The organism is Desulfobulbus alkaliphilus (assembly GCF_016918545.1).
Lineage (GTDB): Bacteria > Desulfobacterota > Desulfobulbia > Desulfobulbales > Desulfobulbaceae > Desulfobulbus > Desulfobulbus alkaliphilus.
Map to the genome: position 1 here is coordinate 22736 of NZ_JAFFQC010000003.1, position 15774 is coordinate 38509.

Genomic DNA, 15774 nt, shown 5'->3' on the forward strand with positions numbered 1-15774 from the left:
CGTCTCGTGTTATTTTCTGCTTTTACCGCCTTTCGCACGGAAAGTAACCCTTCCTCTGGTCAGATCATATGGCGACAGTTCAACGGTCACTCGATCGCCAGGCAGTATTTTAATGTAATGCATTCGCATTTTTCCGGAAATATGGGCAAGAACCTTGTGACCATTGTCAAGCTCTACCTGGAACATGGCATTCGGCAGTGGTTCAACAATGGTTCCTTCTACTTCAATGGCCTCTTCCTTTGCCATACATTCACCTGCGCATTAAACAAAACGAAAAGATGATTATTTACAAAAAAAACAAGATTTTTTCAACCCTTTTCTTTCTGAACTAGGATCTTGCCAGTGATTTCGGTACATTCTGCCTTTCAGCAACTTCCGTTCAGGTCGTTTCTTTGGCTGAGGACAAGAGGACCACCCGCAGTAGCCGCTACTGAGTGCTCGAAGTGTGCCGATGGTTTTCTATCCGCGGTCACTACGGTCCACTGATCATGCAAGATTTTTACTTTGGCGCCACCAAGATTAATCATCGGCTCAATGGCAAGAACCATACCGTCAAGAATACGTGGAGAGGCCTGCCGTTGAACATAGTTAGGCACTTCGGGTGCTTCATGAAGTTGACTGCCGATTCCGTGACCGACAAACTGCCGGACAACGGAATAACCATGGCCTTCAGCGCACTCCTGGATAGCTCTGGAAATATCGGAAATCCGGTTACCGACTTGAACCTGCTCAATCCCCCTGTATAATGATGTGCTGGCTACTTCAAGCAAGTGGGCGAGTTCCGGTCGCACCTCGCCAACAGGAACAGTAATAGCGGCATCACCATAGAAACCTTTGTACAAGGTGCCGAAGTCCAGGGAAATTATATCCCCAGAGCGAAGATAACGCTGCTTGGAAGGAATTCCATGCACAACCTCTTCGTTGATCGATGCACAGAGACTGGCTGGAAAACCACGGTATCCCTTAAAAGCCGGCACAGCATGGTGATCACGACAATAGGTCTCGGCAGCTTTATCAAGTGTATATGTAGTGACGCCGGGTGCGATTTCGCCTTCAAGCAGTGCAAGTACCCCAGCGACAATCTGGTTTGCCTGATGCATCAGGGCAATTTCATCTGGTGTTTTGACCGTAATTGCTTTGCCGTTCTCTCCCTTGTTCACCTGGTCCTCAATGACGTCCTCGTATTTTTCCAGCTTTCATGAATCCATCATAATTTCGCATGATCAGGTGGGATTCGATTTGTGAAATGGTATCGATGGATACAGCAACAACAATGAGCAATGCGGTCCCGCCAAAATAAAATGGTACATTAAGTTGGGTGATCAGGAGATCCGGCATGACACATATGGCACTTAGGTAAATAGCACCGACTACCGTTAAACGGACCAGAGCTTTGTCGAGAAATTCTGCGGTTTTCCTTCCTGGTCGTATCCCCGGTATGAATCCACCATTTTTCTTGAGATTTTCAGCCACATCATCGGGCTTGAAGGTGATCGCCGTGTAAAAAAAACAGAAGAAAACGATCATGGCGACGAAAATGATGTAATAGTAGATCGAGCCGGGAGCGAGCGCGGCAGAAGCCCGCTGGACCCAGTCAACCTGGATAAACGTTCCAATCGTTGCGGGAAACATCATGATCGAAGAGGCAAAGATCGGAGGAATGACACCTGCAACATTGATTTTCAAGGGTAGATGGGATGATTGTCCCCCATATACACGCCGACCGACGACCCGTTTGGCATATTGAACCGGAATACGCCTCTGTGACGTTTCAACAAAAATAATGAAGGCAACAATCGACAGCATCATTATCAGAAGAACTGGCAGGAACAGCATCGCCAGCTCACCGGCTTTGGCAAGTTGCAGGGTATTGCCGATAGCGGCAGGCATCCGGGCGACAATGCCGGCGAAAATGATAAGAGATATTCCGTTACCTATGCCTCTCTCGGTTATCTGCTCACCGAGCCACATGAGAAAGGCCGTGCCGCAAGTCAGAGTGAGCACCGTCATCAGTTTAAACTGAATTCCGGGCTCAAGGACAATCGGGGCGCCTGTGGGCCCGGTCATCCCCTCGATGCCGGTCGCGATAAAGAACCCCTGAATAACAGCAAGAAGAATAGTACCGTAGCGTGTGTACCGGATTATTTTACGTCTTCCTGCTTCTCCCTCCTTTTTCAGAGTTTCCAATTGGGGAATGACGACAGTCAGCAACTGCATGATAATCGATGCAGAAATATAGGGCATGATGCCCAGGGCGAAAATTGAAAAATTTTCAAGAGCGCCGCCGGAAAACATGTTGAACATGCCAAACAGTGTCCCTGCATGCTGCTCAAAAAAAGCTGCTAATGCTTCACTGTTGATTCCGGGTGTGGGGATCTGGACCCCCATCCTGTACACAAAAAGCATCAAGAGAGTGAATATCACTCTCTTGCGTAATTCAGGGATGCTGGCAGCGCTGACTAGTCCGCTCATTCATTACTCCTCGACTGTACCACCTGCGGCAACAATTTTTTCTCTGGCGCCTTGACTGACCTTGTCCACCCGCACATGAACAGCTTTGGTTACCTCTCCATTTGCCAGTATTTTTACAGGTCCATCTTTTTTGACAACTCCTGCGGCAGTCAGCGACGCAAGGTCGATTGTGGTCCCACTGTCGAATCGATTCAGGTCATCGAGTGAAACAATATTGTATTCGACCTTGAAAATGTTATTGAATCCTCGCTTGGGCAACCTCCGCTGCAATGGCATCTGACCGCCTTCGAATCCTGACGCCTTGCTGTAGCCGGATCTGGCCCGGGCCCCCTTGTGGCCGCGAGTAGCAGTTTTTCCCATTCCGCTGCCAGGGCCTCGGCCAACACGTTTTTTCGCCTTGCGCGCCCCATCATTAGGAGCAATGGTGTTCAACTTCAGCACTTTTATTCCTCCACCCTGATGAGATGCTGTACTTTTCTCAGCATGCCCTGTATTTCCGGTGTGTTTTTTCTGGTGACAGTTTTATGCATTTTAGTAAGTCCCAGACCTATAAGTGTTTTTCGTATAGGATCCGGACTGCCGATTCCGCTTTTGATTTGAGTAAACGTTACAGTTTCATTCATGAAATCATATCCTCTTCTCGCAGGCTATCAGGCAATCATTTCTTCAGTTTTCATGGAGCGCAATTTTGCGACCTGATCGGCGGTCCGCAAATGCCGCAGACCTTGCAGGGTCGCTTTGACAAGGTTGTGAGGATTGTTGGAGCCAAGACATTTGGTCAATATGTTCTGAATGCCTGCTGCCTCAAGAACGGCTCGGACCGCACCTCCGGCAATGACACCCGTACCATCGGAAGCGGGTTTCAACAAGACACTCCCGGACTTGAATTTCCCGATAATCTCATGTGGAATCGAAATGTCTGTCAAGGCTACCTGTTGCATGTCTTTCTTGGCATGCTCTATCCCTTTCCTGATTGCCTCGGGAACCTGATTGGCCTTGCCCAGTCCATATCCAACCTTGCCGTTACCATCACCAACAACGATAATGGCACTGAAGCTGAATCTTCGGCCGCCTTTCACTACCTTAGCGACTCGATTGATAAACACTATCTTTTCGATGAGCTCTTCCTGAATTGCTTCTTTTGCTCGTTTAAATTCAGCCAAGAAACACCCCCGTCTAATATCAGATTTTAATGTTGTCCTAGAACTGCAGCCCGCCTTCGCGGGCACCATCGGAAAGGGCTTTCACTCTTCCATGGTACAGGTTTCCACCACGATCAAATACAACTTTTTCAATCCCGGCGGCTTTCGCTTTTTGAGCGACAAGGCTGCCGACCTTTTTCGCTTGTTCGCATTTCCCCTTGAGATCGGTGCCATCAAAGTCCTTATCCCCGGATGACATGGCAACGAGGGTCCTTCCTTTGGTGTCGTCGATAATCTGGACGTATATATACCGGTTGCTCCGGTACACCCTCATACGCGGCCGTTCTGCAGTCCCGAAAATTTTGGTGCGGATACGTTGGACCCGTTTACTGCGGGCGGCAAGTTTTGACTGTGTTTTCGACATGATGCAATACTCTCAACAATAATCTCAATTTAGTTACTTCCCGCCGGCTTTACCAACTTTACGTACGATACGTTCATTGAAGTACCGGATTCCCTTGCCCTTATAGGGTTCAGGTTTACGGATATCGCGAATTTGCGCGGCAACCAGACCAACCAGTTCTTTGTCAATCCCCTCAATGGTAATGGAATTGTCTTTCCCCACGGTGGCGGTAATGTTTGCCGGTAGTCTGTATTCAACAGGGCTTGAATACCCGACATTCAAGGTCAGCACGGAGCCGTTGACGGCGGCGCGATAGCCGACACCTTCGACTGCGAGCTTTTTGGTAAATCCCTGATCAACACCCATGACCATGTTACTGATCAGGGATCTGGTCATTCCCCAGAAGGCCATCACTCTCTTACTGCTCCCCTTCGGTGAGCACAGCAGAGTGTTGTCATGCTCCTGCACTGTTATCTCCGGTCGAATACTCCGCTCGAGGGAGCCTTTCGCGCTACTGACCTTAATTGTCGTTCCCTGTATTTCGACCTTCACTCCAGGGGGGACGGGAATTGGCTGCTTGCCTATTCTGGACATGAAAATTCTCCTTGATATCAATGACCGGACAGTTACCAGACTTCGCAGAGCAGTTCACCGCCGATGTTCTGCTGGCGTGCCTGTCTGTCGGTAATGACGCCCTGCGAGGTTGACAGAATGGCTATACCGAGTCCACTCAACACCTTAGGTATATTGGTACTTCGTTTATACTGGCGAAGACCGGGCTTGCTGATCCTGCGCAACCCGGTAATGACCTGCTCATTGTTGGGCCCGTACTTTAACTCAAGTTTTAACGTACCCTGAGGTCCTTGCTGGATGATGTGATAATTCGCTATATATCCCTCTTCCACGAGAACTTTGGCGACGTTGACCTTCAGCTTGGACAACGGCATTTCAACGACGGGGAAGTACGCTCTTGTTGCATTTCTGATTCGAGTCAGCATATCAGCCAACGGATCATTCATGGACATCGATTATTCCTCAATTATGTGCGAAGATGATATCAACAAGCTGTGCAAAGCTGTTCAGCGAACAGTGTCGTTTACCAACTCGACTTGGTTACGCCGGTGATTTCACCCTGCGATGCCAATTTGCGAAAACACAGGCGGCAAATTCCGAATTTTCTATAAAATGCTCTGGCTCTTCCACACAAGGGACAGCGGTTGTACGCTCGAACCGAAAATTTCTGTTGACGTCCTGCCTTGGCAATAAGTGATTTTTTTGCCACAGCATCCTCCTAAAGATATAGAAATATTGATGGGGAGTCGGATTTATTTTTTCCTGAAGGGCATGCCGATAGCCTCCAGTAAGGTATGAGCTGCTGCATCAGTTTTAGCGGTGGTAACTATGGTGATGTTGAGACCACGTATCTGATCGACCTTATCGTAATCAATTTCAGGGAAAATGATATGTTCGGTAATCCCCATGGAAAAATTACCCCGACCATCAAATCCTTTTGCGCTGACACCTCGGAAATCTCTGACGCGGGGCAGGGCAACATTGATCAGTTTCGACAGGAAGTCATACATTTTCTTACTGCGTAAAGTCACCCTGCTTCCAATGGGCATACCGGCACGCAATTTAAAGGTAGCAATGGATTTCTTTGCCTTGGTCATCACGGCTTTCTGCCCGGATATAGCTGTAAGCTCTTCAATGGCCTTATCAATGATTTTTGGATTCTGGACTGCTTCACCCAGGCCCATGTTAAGAACTATCTTCTCAATTTTGGGGATATCCATCACATTGGTGATACCGAGCTGTTGTTGCAACTTACCCTTCAATTCCTTTTCGTACTGTTCCTTTAATGTGCCCATCATATACTCCGTAACCTGCTGGATACCTATTTGGATGTTAGTATAGTCGCCTGACATTTTTTGCAGGTTCTCGTCTTGGTACCATCTTCAAGAATTGTTTTTCCTGTTCGTACCGTCTCAGCGCATTCAGGACATACCAGTTTGATATTGGAAAGATGAATTGCAGCTTCCTTGTCGATGATTGAACCGGCTTTGGTTGCATCTTTGGCTTTCTGGTGCCGTTTGACCATATTGATCCGTTCGACGACAACACGATTATTTTCTCTGTCAATCTTAAGGATTTTGCCGACCCGACCCTTGTCTTTACCGGCAATAACTTCGACTTTATCGTTCACTCTGAATTTTGTATGTCCTTGACGCATTGCAGTTCCTCGTCTTTAAATAAGACCCGACGGATTATAAGACTTCAGGGGCAAGGGAAATAATTTTCATGAATCCCAGGGTACGTAGTTCTCGTGCAACCGGTCCAAAAATTCGCGTACCGATTGGATCACCGCCTCCGGTAAGAAGCACAGCCGCATTGTCATCGAATTTGACCGTTGTGTCTTCCGGACGACGTAATGATTTGGCCGTTCGAACCACGACGGCATCAAGGACGTCTCCCTTCTTCACCTTGGCATGAGGGATAGCCTCTTTCACTGTCACAACAATGATGTCGCCAATACCGGCATATCGTTTACGGGTACCACCCAACACTCGTATACAGAGTACTTTCTTTGCCCCGGAATTATCGGCGACATTTAACATGGTTTCAGTTTGGATCATGACCTCACCCGCTTAGTATCTGATTTCCTAATTCCAAAATTTTGTCACAGCCATGCAGAGATCAAACAGCTCTCTGGATGATTGACCGTAACAGCCATCGTTTTCTCCTGGACAGCGGTCTGCATTCTTCAATAAGGACGAGGTCTCCAATCTGACATTCATTGGCAGCATCATGGGCCATGTACTTCACCTGTTGCCGGATGAATTTACCGTAGAGTTTATGTGGGAATTTTCTTTCCACGGCGACGACTATAGTTTTATCCATCTTATTGCTGACGACAGCACCTTGGCGAATTTTTTTTACATTAGCACTCATCTCATAATCCTTTTGTAATGAAAAATAAGGAATTTCAGCTTAATTTTTCTGTCAAAATTGTCTGAATCTTAGCAATATCCTTCCTTAATTGGGCCAATTTTGCTGGATTTTCAAGCTGACGAATGCCATGTTGAAATCGTAATTTGAAGAGATCTTCTCTGGTATCCAGGTCCTTTTTCCGCAGATCTTCAACTGATAAATTTCGCAGGTCTTTTGCTTTCATATCGTATTGCTCTTGCAGACTACTGTCGTGGGGAAGGGAAGTTTAAAGCTGGCAAGGCGCAATGCCTCGACCGCAAGTTCTTCCGGTATACCTTTTAATTCGTATAACACGCGCCCAGGTCGAATGGTTGCAACCCAATACTCGGGCGACCCTTTCCCTTTTCCCATCCTGGTTTCAGCAGGTTTTTTGGTGATAGGTTTATCTGGGAAAACGCGAATCCATAATTTACCGCCACGTTTGATCTTTCTGTTGATGGCTATACGGGCGGCCTCAATCTGTTGAGCAGTCATGCGTCCGCATCCTACAGCTTTGAGAGCGTAATCTCCAAAAGAGATGTCCGATCCGCGCAGTGCTTCTCCGCGCATCCGCCCTTTAAATTGTTTTCGATGTTTTACCTTACGAGGACTTAACATTGTATCGTACCTTTAGTGGAATATCATGTCGTGCTTGGCACCGCCTGCTCGGCCGCAATCTGAGCATCAGCCAGCACTTCTCCTTTGAAAATCCAGACTTTCACCCCAATGATGCCATAGGTTGTCTTCGCTTCAGCAGTGCCATAGTCAATGTCGGCGCGGAGGGTATGCAGAGGAATTCTTCCCTCTTTAAACCACTCGGTTCGCGACATTTCCGCTCCCCCAAGACGTCCGGAACAGGATATTTTAATTCCTTGAACTCCAAATCGTAAGGCAGAGTTGATTGATTTTTTCATGGCACGCCTGAAAGCAATCCGGCGCTCGAGCTGGGTTGCTATATTCTCAGCGACCAGCTGTGCATCAGCTTCTGGCCGGCGCACCTCTTGGATATCGATAAAGCAGGTTCGCTTGAATTGATTTTCAAGATCTTTTTTCAGACCTTCTATCTCGGTTCCTTTTTTTCCAATGACAATGCCAGGACGTGCGGTAAAGAGTTTAATTTTTACCTTTTCTCCAGTCCTTTCAATGACAATCCTGGATATTCCGGCGTGATACAGCCGCTTCTTAAGGAATTTTCGAATAAGTTGATCCTGATAGAGATTCTCAGCATAATCCTTATCCGCATACCAGATAGATTCCCAGGATCGCGTAATGTTAAGACGCAGCCCAATAGGATTGACTTTTTGTCCCAAGATTGTCCTCCGTTTCCTCTGCTAGTTTTTCAATGAAAATCTGTTCAATTCAATTGCGATCAGGCTTCGTCAACGATGACCGTTATGTGACTGGTCCGCTTTAATATACGTGTTGCCCTCCCCATGGCGCGTGGACTGAAACGCTTCAGCATGGGCCCCCCGTCAATGTATATTTTTTTGACATAGAGGGAATCGACATCGACGGAGGTCGTCTGGTCTGCGTTTGCCACTGCGGACTCCAGTACTTTCCGGATGATTCGAGCAGCTTTTTTGGGCATGAAGCGCAAGGTCGTCACTGCCTGATCTGCTTTCATACCGCGAATGATATCGGCAACCAGTCGGGCTTTCTGTGGTGAAATGCGAATGTATTTGGCGACGGCTTTGGTTTCCATCGTGTTACTCCTCAATTGGGCTTGCTCAAATTACCAGCTTGATCCTATCGACCTTTTTTATCGGAGGCATGCCCATAATATGTTCGAGTTGGCGAAAATTCACCGAGCTTATGCCCGACCATGTTTTCGGTCACATACACAGGTATGAATTTATTACCGTTGTGAACGGCAAAAGTCAGGCCGACCATATCCGGCAATATGTCTGAACGTCGCGACCAGGTCTTAATGACCTTGCGTGACCCGGTATTCTGCGCTTCTTCGACTTTTTTCAGCAAATGACTATCAACGAAAGGTCCTTTTTTTACGGAACGGGACATAGTAACTACTCCTGTTGTTATTTCCGTTTATTGACAATATCACGGTCGGAGGCCTTGCGTTTTCTGGTCTTGAATCCCTTGGCAGGCATTCCCCAGGGTGAGCATGGATGTCGTCCACCGGAACTTTTTCCTTCACCACCACCCATGGGGTGGTCAACGGGGTTCATGGCGACACCACGAACAGACGGCCTGATCCCCTTCCATCTGGCCCGTCCAGCCTTGCCAAGTTTCTGGCTGGCATGTTCGGGGTTACCGACTTGACCGATACACGCTCGACAGTCTTTGTGAAAGCGACGAACTTCACCGGATGGTAATTTAACCAGGACTTGATGTCCATCTTTGGCCATCAACTGGGCAGAAGCTCCGGCGGATCGAACCATCTGAGCTCCTTTACCGATTTTCATTTCGATATTATGAATAACTGTTCCCAGTGGGATATTGATCATCGGCAGACAGTTTCCCAGTTTGATGTCGGCATTGGCACCAGACAGGACCGTGTCACCGACTGCAATGCCGTTGGGAGCGAGAATGTAGGCTTTTTCACCATCAGCATAGATCAACAACGCGAGATTTGCCGACCTGTTAGGATCGTATTCAATGGCGGTGACTTTTGCCGGGATTTCAGTTTTGCTTCTTTTCCAATCGATAATCCGATATTTCCGCTTATGACCACCGCCCCGATGTCGCACGGTTATGCGGCCATAGACGTTTCGACCGCCGCTTTTTTTCAAGGGAGCGAGCAGATTCTTTTCAGGAGCTTTATCAGATATGATGTCCTGGTGGACAGATACATGATGCCGTTTACCAGGTGATGTCGGTTTGTGAATTTTTATAGACATGGTTATTCCTGTAATCTAGTCTCGTCAGAGGGCAATCAAAAATAAACAGGCTTAAAGCTCTTCAAGAAAATTAATTTTTCCTTCTGAAAGAGTGACATAGGCTTTTTTCCAATCACTGGTTTTTCCAGCAGAACGTATGCCGACTCTTTTCTGTTTTCCAGTCATGTTACAGACAGCTACTTTTGATACTTTGACCTGGAAAAGCTGTTCAACAGCCTTTTTGATTTCAATTTTATTGGCCCTCGGGTCAACCTTGAGTACGACTTTGTCTTCTGTTTCCTGCAGACGGTTTCCCTTTTCAGTCAAACGTGGGCTCTTGATGATGCTATAAATTTCTTTCATACCAGTAGCCTCTCTTCCAGCTTGGCCAGACTTGATTGCGCCAGCATTAATTTCGAATATTTGAGGATATCGTAGACGTTTAATCCAGCTACAGGCATAACCTTGAAACCCACTGCATTCTTGGCGGAAAGATACAGCTTCTCTTCCTTCTCACCGGTTATGATAAGGCAATTATCATAGGCGAAAGTATCCATGACTCGGATAAATTCCTTGGTTTTGATCTCAGGCAAGTCGAAAGAGTCAATAATGACCAGGTTACCCTCCTGACTGCGAGCACTTAAAGCCATCTTTAATGCCAGTCTCTTTACTTTTTTCGGTAGAGAGTAGCTGTAGTCGCGAGGCTTGGGGCCAAAAATTGTCCCTCCACCTCGCCATAGGGGCGAAGTTCTGCTGCCCGCTCTGGCACGACCGGTCCCCTTCTGCCGCCAGGGTTTTGCACCGCCCCCCCTGACTTCACCGCGGGTTTTCGTACTTGCAGTCCCCTGACGTTGATTGGCGCGTTGCATACAAACGACTTCATGCAGAATGCCAGTTTTGACTTCAACCGCAAACAGCGCATCATTGAGATTGACTTCGCCAACCTTCTCGGCTCGAGTATTTAAGACATCACAAACTGCCATGTGTATCTCCTTAAAAGCAGTCCTGGTGGCTACGCTTTTGTATAAATATTGAGTAATCCATTTTTAGCACCTGGTACGGAGCCACGAACAAGGACAACATTTTCTTCGTTACGAATATCGACAATTTTCAAGTTTTTCAGCGTGGTTGTATCATTGCCCATTCGGCCAGGCATTTTTTTGCCTTTCATGACCCGTGATGGCCAGGCGCTACAGCCAATGGACCCGGGGGCGCGATGAAAATTTGATCCGTGCGAGGCTCGACCACCTGAGAACCCATGTCGCTTTATGACCCCTTGAAATCCACGCCCCTTAGAACGTGCAGATATATCTACCGTGTCGCCAATGCCAAGAACTTCCTGAACCGTGATTCGTTGTCCAACTTCAAAATCATCAGGATTATTGACCCGGAATTCTTTGATATGATAAAATCCTTGCCCACCGGACCGTTTGCAGTGCCCAATCTCAGGTTTGGAGAGTCTCGATTGTTTTTTCTCCATAAATCCGATTTGGATAGCGTTATATCCTTCTTTTTGCACAGTCTTTTTCTGCAAAATGACACACGGTCCGGCCTCGATGACGGTAACAGGTATAGACCTGCCGTTTTCATCGTAGACCCTGGTCATGCCAATTTTCCTACCTAATATTCCATTTGTTTTCGGCATTTGTCTACCTAAACTCCATTTTGGCATTCATCGAATAAAGCTTCAGATCACTTGCCCTGCCACCCTGTCGGACGGTAATCAGGGAAGTTTTATTTCCACATCTACTCCTGCGGAAAGCTCAAGTTTCATCAACGAGTCTATGGTCTGTTGAGTAGGTTCGAGTATATCAAGCAGACGTCGATGGGTCCGCATTTCAAATTGCTCCCTGGACTTTTTGTCCACATGAGGTGAACGGAGTACGGTAAATCTGTTGGTACTGGTCGGTAAGGGGATGGGTCCCACTACCCGGGCTCCTGTTCGCCGCGCCGTGTCGACAATTTCCCTGGTTGATAAATCAAGCAGTTTGTGGTCGTAGCCCTTCAGTCTGATCCTTATTTTTTCTGTAGGAATCATGAATTTCCTCTTATTCAACAATTTCGCTGATAACGCCGGCACCGACCGTTCTTCCACCTTCCCGGATGGCAAAACGCAATCCGGCTTCCATTGCAATCGGCGTAATCAGTTCACCGGTAATGTGAATGTTATCGCCAGGCATAACCATCTCCACACCTTCTTCCAGGGTGCAGACACCAGTTACGTCCGTGGTCCGGAAATAAAACTGAGGACGGTAGCCATTGAAAAACGGGGTGTGACGACCACCTTCCTCCTTGGTCAGAATATAGGCCTCAGCTTTGAATTTCTTGTGAGGCTTGATCGAACCGGGTTTTGCCAGGACCTGACCGCGAGCGATTTCTTCCCGCTTGATGCCGCGCAACAGGGCGCCGATATTATCGCCAGCCTGGCCTTCATCGAGCAGCTTACGGAACATCTCCACCCCTGTGCAGACTGTCTTCACCGTGGGCCGGATACCAACGATTTCCACATCGTCGCCAACATGGACCACGCCCCGTTCAATCCGGCCGGTCGCAACCGTGCCGCGACCGGAAATGGAAAAGACATCTTCGACCGGCATCAAAAAGGGCTTGTCCACCGCCCGTTCAGGCTGGGGGATGTAACTGTCCACCGCTTCCAGCAGGCTCCAGATACACTGCGTCTTTTCAGCATCTTCCGGATACTCGAGAGCATGCAGGGCCGATCCCTGCACAATCGGAATATCGTCACCCGGAAAATCATATTTGTCCAGCAGTTCGCGCAACTCCATCTCCACCAGCTCAATGAGCTCCGGATCATCAACCATGTCGCACTTATTCAGAAAAACCACCATGGCCGGAACCCCCACCTGACGGGCCAGGAGGATATGCTCGCGGGTCTGAGGCATGGGTCCGTCGGTGGCCGCAACCACCAGAATGGCACCGTCCATCTGAGCGGCTCCGGTGATCATGTTCTTAATATAATCCGCGTGACCGGGACAATCGACATGAGCGTAGTGCCTGTTCTCGGATTCATACTCGACATGGGCCGTCGCAATGGTGATACCACGCTCCTTCTCCTCCGGCGCCTTGTCGATCTCGCTGAAATCAGTGAATTTCGCCAGACCTTTAGTCGACAGAACACGAGTCATCGCCGCTGTCAAGGTTGTCTTGCCATGATCAATGTGACCGATTGTTCCCACATTGACATGCGGCTTCTTCCGCTCAAATTTTTGCTTGGCCATCTTGCGCTTCCTCTATCGAAGTGAACGTGTTACACGCCCCTGATTTTGTGGATAATGATTTCCGCTCGTTTCGCTGGAATAACTGCAAATTCGTTAAACTGCATCGTGAAAGTCGCCCGCCCTTGCGTTGCTGAACGTAAGTCGGTTGAGTACCCGAACATTTCGGCCAACGGCGCCTTGGCCCGGACGACTTGAACCGCATTGCCTATGCTGACACCTATGATCTGGGCGCGTTTTTTGTTGAGATCATTCATGACCTCGCCCACGTATTCTTCGGGGGTACTGATTTCCAAATCCATGACTGGCTCAAGAAGTGCAGCTTCGGCCTGGGTTGCTGCTTTGCGGCAGGCCATGGTAGCTGCAACACTGAATGCCATTTCCGTTGATTTTTCTTCATCGTACGAGCCCCCGATCAACCTGGCGTTAACATCCAGCACCGGGTAACCGATCAATGGACCGGAATCCAGACTGTTAAGCACCCCTCTTTTCACAGCTTCAATATACTGAGGAGGTATGAGATTTTCCTGAACACTCGACTCAAACGTGTTGCCTGATCCTCTGTCTCTCGGGGTCAGCTCAATCTCCACGTGAGCATATTGCTCCTTACCGGTGCCATGCGTTTCAAACCTGGCTTCAGCCCTGGCGCCTTGCACCAGGGTTTCCCGGAAAGCCACCTGCGGGGTGCCGACATTGGCTTCGACCTTAAATTCACGAATCAATCGGTCGACTATTATTTCAAGATGCAGTTCGCCCATCCCGGAAATAATTGTCTGCCCGGTTTCTTCACTGACCGTCACCCGAAAACTTGGATCTTCCCGAACAATTTTTTCCAGACTTTCGGCTAACTTATTTTCATCCGCCTTAGTCCTTGGCTCAATGGCAATCCCAATCACAGGCTCAGGAAACACCATGCTTTCCAGGGAGATATAATCGCCGGATTGGCACAGGGTATCACCGGTTCGGGTAAACTTGAGCCCGACTATCGCCCCGATGTCACCCGGGCCAATGGATGAAATTTCTTCACGCTTATTGGCGTGAAGTTTGATCAGTTTCGAGATTTTTTCCGTTTTTTGCTTAACAGGATTATATACCTTGTCCCCTAAGCTGAGCGCACCTGAGTACACACGTATGAATGCCAGGTTGCCTATAAACGGATCGCTTTGCAGTTTGAAAACCAAACCGCAAAATCTTTCACTCCTCACTGGCTTGCGGATAAGGGGCGCACCGTTCTTATCCGTCCCCTCGATCGGGGGAACATCAACGGGTGAAGGCAAGTACTTGGCCACAGCGTCAAGTAAAGGCTGCACGCCTTTGTTCTTGAATGCCGAGCCGCATACTACTGGAACGATGTCCAGAGCAAGGGTTGCTTTTCTCAGCGCCTTGCTGATTTCACCGGGAGTGATCTCTTGGTCATTTAAATATTTATCCATGACCTCCTCATCGAAGTCGGCCAACTTCTCGAGGAGTGTCATTCTGGCGGCCGATGTCTCTGCTCTATACGCTTCTGGTATGTCCTTTTCGAGCACGACCTGCCCCTTTGAGGCTTCGTCGAACTGGAGCATTTTCTGGTTAAGCAGATCAATGACTCCGGAAAAGGTGTCTTCTTGACCGACAGGGAGCGTTATCAGGACCGGTTGTGCCCCCAGCCGGGTCTCCATCTGTTCGAGGCATCGCGGCAACGCGGCCCCCACTCGGTCCATTTTGTTCACAAACGCTATGCGCGGGATACGATAACGATCAGCTTGTCGCCAGACCGTCTCGGATTGCGGTTCTACCCCCCCTACTGCACAGAAAATGGCGACTACACCGTCGAGCACCCGAAGACACCTTTCAACTTCCACCGTGAAATCGACATGCCCTGGAGTATCGATGATGTTTATCTGCGTATTCTTCCAAACACAGGAGGTGGCAGCGGAGGTAATCGTAATGCCTCGCTCCTGCTCCTGTTCCATCCAATCCATAACAGCTGTGCCGTTATGGACCTCACCGAGTTTATGTGATTTACCGGAATAATAAAGAATTCGTTCCGTGGTGGTAGTCTTACCCGCATCGATATGCGCCATTATACCGATATTGCGCACATTGGATAATGAGTTCTCCCCGCCTGCCACCGTCGTTTCCTTTACACCCGTGTTTCATTCTTCGGCACTGAAACCAAGAAAATGTCGTTGTTCTTACAACAGGTTTAGATGCCTGTCAATTATCTGATAAGTATACTTGTCAATGCTACCATCGATAATGGGCAAAAGCCTTATTCGCCTCGGCCATCTTGTGGGTATCATCACGTTTTTTTACTGATGCTCCGCGGTTGTTGAAAGCGTCCATCAGTTCTGCCGCCAGTTTTTCAGACATGTTTTTTCCTGATCGGCCTTTTGAGAAACCAATTATCCATCGTATTGCCAGGGCATTTCTTCGCTCCGGCCGGACTTCCACCGGAACCTGGTAGGTGGCACCTCCCACACGTCGACTTTTGACTTCGACGCGGGGCCGGACCTTGTCCATAGCTTCTTCAAAGACGGTCAATGGATCCTGATCGGCCAGCTTTTCATCGATGATATCCATGGCATCATAGAAGAGGCGACGGGCCACATTCTTCTTGCCATTCAACATCAAACCATTGGTAAACTTAGCCACCAGAACTGAATTGAATCTGGGGTCCGGTGCTACCGGTCGTTTGTCCAGCAATTTCTTTCTTGGCATTTCTTCGCTCTTTT

General features: G+C 48.4%; 27 protein-coding genes. All 27 read right to left on the minus strand.

Going from position 1 to position 15774, the window contains the following annotated elements; all coding sequences use genetic code 11:
* Nucleotides 1-9: 9 nt before the first annotated feature.
* The gene (infA, locus tag JWG43_RS02225; protein WP_205241188.1) at nucleotides 10-246 is read right to left on the minus strand and encodes a translation initiation factor IF-1; all 237 of its coding nucleotides are present in this window, start codon (nucleotides 244-246) and stop codon (nucleotides 10-12) included.
* Between the two features lie 119 nt (nucleotides 247-365).
* Nucleotides 366-1160, minus strand: coding sequence for a type I methionyl aminopeptidase (gene map, locus JWG43_RS02230; protein WP_338033216.1), 795 nt, complete (start codon nucleotides 1158-1160; stop codon nucleotides 366-368).
* A gap of 7 nt (nucleotides 1161-1167) precedes the next feature.
* A complete protein-coding gene (gene secY, locus JWG43_RS02235) occupies nucleotides 1168-2472 on the minus strand; it encodes a preprotein translocase subunit SecY (protein ID WP_205241189.1) in 1305 nt (434 codons plus the stop codon).
* Nucleotides 2473-2475: 3 nt separating this feature from the next.
* Nucleotides 2476-2910, minus strand: coding sequence for a 50S ribosomal protein L15 (rplO, locus tag JWG43_RS02240; protein ID WP_205241349.1), 435 nt, complete (start codon nucleotides 2908-2910; stop codon nucleotides 2476-2478).
* 5 nt (nucleotides 2911-2915) lie between these two features.
* Nucleotides 2916-3095 carry a 50S ribosomal protein L30 gene (gene rpmD, locus JWG43_RS02245; RefSeq protein WP_205241190.1) on the minus strand — a complete coding sequence of 60 codons (180 nt, stop codon included), beginning with the start codon at nucleotides 3093-3095 and terminating at the stop codon, nucleotides 2916-2918.
* Nucleotides 3096-3122: 27 nt separating this feature from the next.
* On the minus strand, nucleotides 3123-3635 hold the full coding sequence (gene rpsE, locus JWG43_RS02250) for a 30S ribosomal protein S5 (protein ID WP_240193340.1): 513 nt from the start codon (nucleotides 3633-3635) through the stop codon (nucleotides 3123-3125).
* 37 nt (nucleotides 3636-3672) lie between these two features.
* The gene (gene rplR / locus JWG43_RS02255; protein WP_205241192.1) at nucleotides 3673-4038 is read right to left on the minus strand and encodes a 50S ribosomal protein L18; all 366 of its coding nucleotides are present in this window, start codon (nucleotides 4036-4038) and stop codon (nucleotides 3673-3675) included.
* Between the two features lie 33 nt (nucleotides 4039-4071).
* Nucleotides 4072-4611 carry a 50S ribosomal protein L6 gene (rplF, locus tag JWG43_RS02260; RefSeq protein ID WP_205241193.1) on the minus strand — a complete coding sequence of 180 codons (540 nt, stop codon included), beginning with the start codon at nucleotides 4609-4611 and terminating at the stop codon, nucleotides 4072-4074.
* A gap of 32 nt (nucleotides 4612-4643) precedes the next feature.
* Nucleotides 4644-5042, minus strand: coding sequence for a 30S ribosomal protein S8 (gene rpsH, locus JWG43_RS02265; protein ID WP_205241194.1), 399 nt, complete (start codon nucleotides 5040-5042; stop codon nucleotides 4644-4646).
* Nucleotides 5043-5113: 71 nt separating this feature from the next.
* Nucleotides 5114-5299, minus strand: coding sequence for a type Z 30S ribosomal protein S14 (locus JWG43_RS02270; protein ID WP_205241195.1), 186 nt, complete (start codon nucleotides 5297-5299; stop codon nucleotides 5114-5116).
* 43 nt (nucleotides 5300-5342) lie between these two features.
* Nucleotides 5343-5885 carry a 50S ribosomal protein L5 gene (rplE, locus tag JWG43_RS02275; protein ID WP_205241350.1) on the minus strand — a complete coding sequence of 181 codons (543 nt, stop codon included), beginning with the start codon at nucleotides 5883-5885 and terminating at the stop codon, nucleotides 5343-5345.
* 26 nt (nucleotides 5886-5911) lie between these two features.
* Nucleotides 5912-6247 carry a 50S ribosomal protein L24 gene (gene rplX / locus JWG43_RS02280; protein ID WP_205241196.1) on the minus strand — a complete coding sequence of 112 codons (336 nt, stop codon included), beginning with the start codon at nucleotides 6245-6247 and terminating at the stop codon, nucleotides 5912-5914.
* A 34-nt stretch (nucleotides 6248-6281) separates the two neighbouring features.
* Complete coding sequence (gene rplN / locus JWG43_RS02285; protein WP_205241197.1) at nucleotides 6282-6650, minus strand: 50S ribosomal protein L14; 369 nt, start codon at nucleotides 6648-6650, stop codon at nucleotides 6282-6284.
* 61 nt (nucleotides 6651-6711) lie between these two features.
* Nucleotides 6712-6966 (minus strand): 30S ribosomal protein S17, encoded by a 255-nt coding sequence (gene rpsQ, locus JWG43_RS02290; RefSeq protein WP_205241198.1) that lies wholly within the window; start codon nucleotides 6964-6966, stop codon nucleotides 6712-6714.
* Nucleotides 6967-7000: 34 nt separating this feature from the next.
* Nucleotides 7001-7189 carry a 50S ribosomal protein L29 gene (gene rpmC, locus JWG43_RS02295; RefSeq protein ID WP_205241199.1) on the minus strand — a complete coding sequence of 63 codons (189 nt, stop codon included), beginning with the start codon at nucleotides 7187-7189 and terminating at the stop codon, nucleotides 7001-7003.
* Nucleotides 7186-7602, minus strand: a complete 417-nt coding sequence (gene rplP / locus JWG43_RS02300; protein WP_205241200.1) for a 50S ribosomal protein L16 — start codon at nucleotides 7600-7602, stop codon at nucleotides 7186-7188. Before rplP ends, rpmC begins: the two co-directional genes overlap by 4 nt.
* A gap of 23 nt (nucleotides 7603-7625) precedes the next feature.
* Nucleotides 7626-8294 carry a 30S ribosomal protein S3 gene (rpsC, locus tag JWG43_RS02305; RefSeq protein ID WP_205241201.1) on the minus strand — a complete coding sequence of 223 codons (669 nt, stop codon included), beginning with the start codon at nucleotides 8292-8294 and terminating at the stop codon, nucleotides 7626-7628.
* Nucleotides 8295-8353: 59 nt separating this feature from the next.
* Nucleotides 8354-8686, minus strand: a complete 333-nt coding sequence (gene rplV, locus JWG43_RS02310; RefSeq protein WP_205241202.1) for a 50S ribosomal protein L22 — start codon at nucleotides 8684-8686, stop codon at nucleotides 8354-8356.
* 44 nt (nucleotides 8687-8730) lie between these two features.
* On the minus strand, nucleotides 8731-9003 hold the full coding sequence (rpsS, locus tag JWG43_RS02315; protein WP_205241203.1) for a 30S ribosomal protein S19: 273 nt from the start codon (nucleotides 9001-9003) through the stop codon (nucleotides 8731-8733).
* 17 nt (nucleotides 9004-9020) lie between these two features.
* Nucleotides 9021-9842 carry a 50S ribosomal protein L2 gene (gene rplB, locus JWG43_RS02320; protein WP_205241204.1) on the minus strand — a complete coding sequence of 274 codons (822 nt, stop codon included), beginning with the start codon at nucleotides 9840-9842 and terminating at the stop codon, nucleotides 9021-9023.
* Nucleotides 9843-9893: 51 nt separating this feature from the next.
* Nucleotides 9894-10184 (minus strand): 50S ribosomal protein L23, encoded by a 291-nt coding sequence (rplW, locus tag JWG43_RS02325; RefSeq protein ID WP_205241205.1) that lies wholly within the window; start codon nucleotides 10182-10184, stop codon nucleotides 9894-9896.
* A complete protein-coding gene (gene rplD, locus JWG43_RS02330) occupies nucleotides 10181-10804 on the minus strand; it encodes a 50S ribosomal protein L4 (RefSeq protein WP_205241206.1) in 624 nt (207 codons plus the stop codon). The genes rplW and rplD overlap by 4 nt, the downstream gene beginning before the upstream one ends.
* 29 nt (nucleotides 10805-10833) lie before the next feature.
* Nucleotides 10834-11466, minus strand: coding sequence for a 50S ribosomal protein L3 (gene rplC / locus JWG43_RS02335; protein ID WP_205241207.1), 633 nt, complete (start codon nucleotides 11464-11466; stop codon nucleotides 10834-10836).
* Nucleotides 11467-11544: 78 nt separating this feature from the next.
* The gene (gene rpsJ / locus JWG43_RS02340) at nucleotides 11545-11856 is read right to left on the minus strand and encodes a 30S ribosomal protein S10 (protein ID WP_205241351.1); all 312 of its coding nucleotides are present in this window, start codon (nucleotides 11854-11856) and stop codon (nucleotides 11545-11547) included.
* Between the two features lie 13 nt (nucleotides 11857-11869).
* On the minus strand, nucleotides 11870-13060 hold the full coding sequence (tuf, locus tag JWG43_RS02345; protein ID WP_205241208.1) for an elongation factor Tu: 1191 nt from the start codon (nucleotides 13058-13060) through the stop codon (nucleotides 11870-11872).
* 29 nt (nucleotides 13061-13089) lie between these two features.
* The gene (fusA, locus tag JWG43_RS02350) at nucleotides 13090-15171 is read right to left on the minus strand and encodes an elongation factor G (protein ID WP_205241209.1); all 2082 of its coding nucleotides are present in this window, start codon (nucleotides 15169-15171) and stop codon (nucleotides 13090-13092) included.
* A gap of 115 nt (nucleotides 15172-15286) precedes the next feature.
* Nucleotides 15287-15760, minus strand: coding sequence for a 30S ribosomal protein S7 (rpsG, locus tag JWG43_RS02355; protein ID WP_205241210.1), 474 nt, complete (start codon nucleotides 15758-15760; stop codon nucleotides 15287-15289).
* Nucleotides 15761-15774: the final 14 nt, after the last annotated feature.

What these genes read in the sequence shown, in the direction of transcription:
- infA (WP_205241188.1), bottom strand. Translation starts at nt 246, where the DNA reads ATGGCAAAGGAAGAGGCCATTGAAGTAGAAGGAACCATTGTTGAACCA.
- secY (WP_205241189.1), bottom strand. Translation starts at nt 2,472, where the DNA reads ATGAGCGGACTAGTCAGCGCTGCCAGCATCCCTGAATTACGCAAGAGA.
- rpmD (WP_205241190.1), bottom strand. Translation starts at nt 3,095, where the DNA reads ATGAATGAAACTGTAACGTTTACTCAAATCAAAAGCGGAATCGGCAGT.
- rplR (WP_205241192.1), bottom strand. Translation starts at nt 4,038, where the DNA reads ATGTCGAAAACACAGTCAAAACTTGCCGCCCGCAGTAAACGGGTCCAA.
- rplF (WP_205241193.1), bottom strand. Translation starts at nt 4,611, where the DNA reads ATGTCCAGAATAGGCAAGCAGCCAATTCCCGTCCCCCCTGGAGTGAAG.
- rpsH (WP_205241194.1), bottom strand. Translation starts at nt 5,042, where the DNA reads ATGTCCATGAATGATCCGTTGGCTGATATGCTGACTCGAATCAGAAAT.
- rplE (WP_205241350.1), bottom strand. Translation starts at nt 5,885, where the DNA reads ATGGGCACATTAAAGGAACAGTACGAAAAGGAATTGAAGGGTAAGTTG.
- rplX (WP_205241196.1), bottom strand. Translation starts at nt 6,247, where the DNA reads ATGCGTCAAGGACATACAAAATTCAGAGTGAACGATAAAGTCGAAGTT.
- rplN (WP_205241197.1), bottom strand. Translation starts at nt 6,650, where the DNA reads ATGATCCAAACTGAAACCATGTTAAATGTCGCCGATAATTCCGGGGCA.
- rpsQ (WP_205241198.1), bottom strand. Translation starts at nt 6,966, where the DNA reads ATGAGTGCTAATGTAAAAAAAATTCGCCAAGGTGCTGTCGTCAGCAAT.
- rpmC (WP_205241199.1), bottom strand. Translation starts at nt 7,189, where the DNA reads ATGAAAGCAAAAGACCTGCGAAATTTATCAGTTGAAGATCTGCGGAAA.
- rplP (WP_205241200.1), bottom strand. Translation starts at nt 7,602, where the DNA reads ATGTTAAGTCCTCGTAAGGTAAAACATCGAAAACAATTTAAAGGGCGG.
- rplV (WP_205241202.1), bottom strand. Translation starts at nt 8,686, where the DNA reads ATGGAAACCAAAGCCGTCGCCAAATACATTCGCATTTCACCACAGAAA.
- rpsS (WP_205241203.1), bottom strand. Translation starts at nt 9,003, where the DNA reads ATGTCCCGTTCCGTAAAAAAAGGACCTTTCGTTGATAGTCATTTGCTG.
- rplB (WP_205241204.1), bottom strand. Translation starts at nt 9,842, where the DNA reads ATGTCTATAAAAATTCACAAACCGACATCACCTGGTAAACGGCATCAT.
- rplW (WP_205241205.1), bottom strand. Translation starts at nt 10,184, where the DNA reads ATGAAAGAAATTTATAGCATCATCAAGAGCCCACGTTTGACTGAAAAG.
- rplD (WP_205241206.1), bottom strand. Translation starts at nt 10,804, where the DNA reads ATGGCAGTTTGTGATGTCTTAAATACTCGAGCCGAGAAGGTTGGCGAA.
- rplC (WP_205241207.1), bottom strand. Translation starts at nt 11,466, where the DNA reads ATGCCGAAAACAAATGGAATATTAGGTAGGAAAATTGGCATGACCAGG.
- tuf (WP_205241208.1), bottom strand. Translation starts at nt 13,060, where the DNA reads ATGGCCAAGCAAAAATTTGAGCGGAAGAAGCCGCATGTCAATGTGGGA.
- rpsG (WP_205241210.1), bottom strand. Translation starts at nt 15,760, where the DNA reads ATGCCAAGAAAGAAATTGCTGGACAAACGACCGGTAGCACCGGACCCC.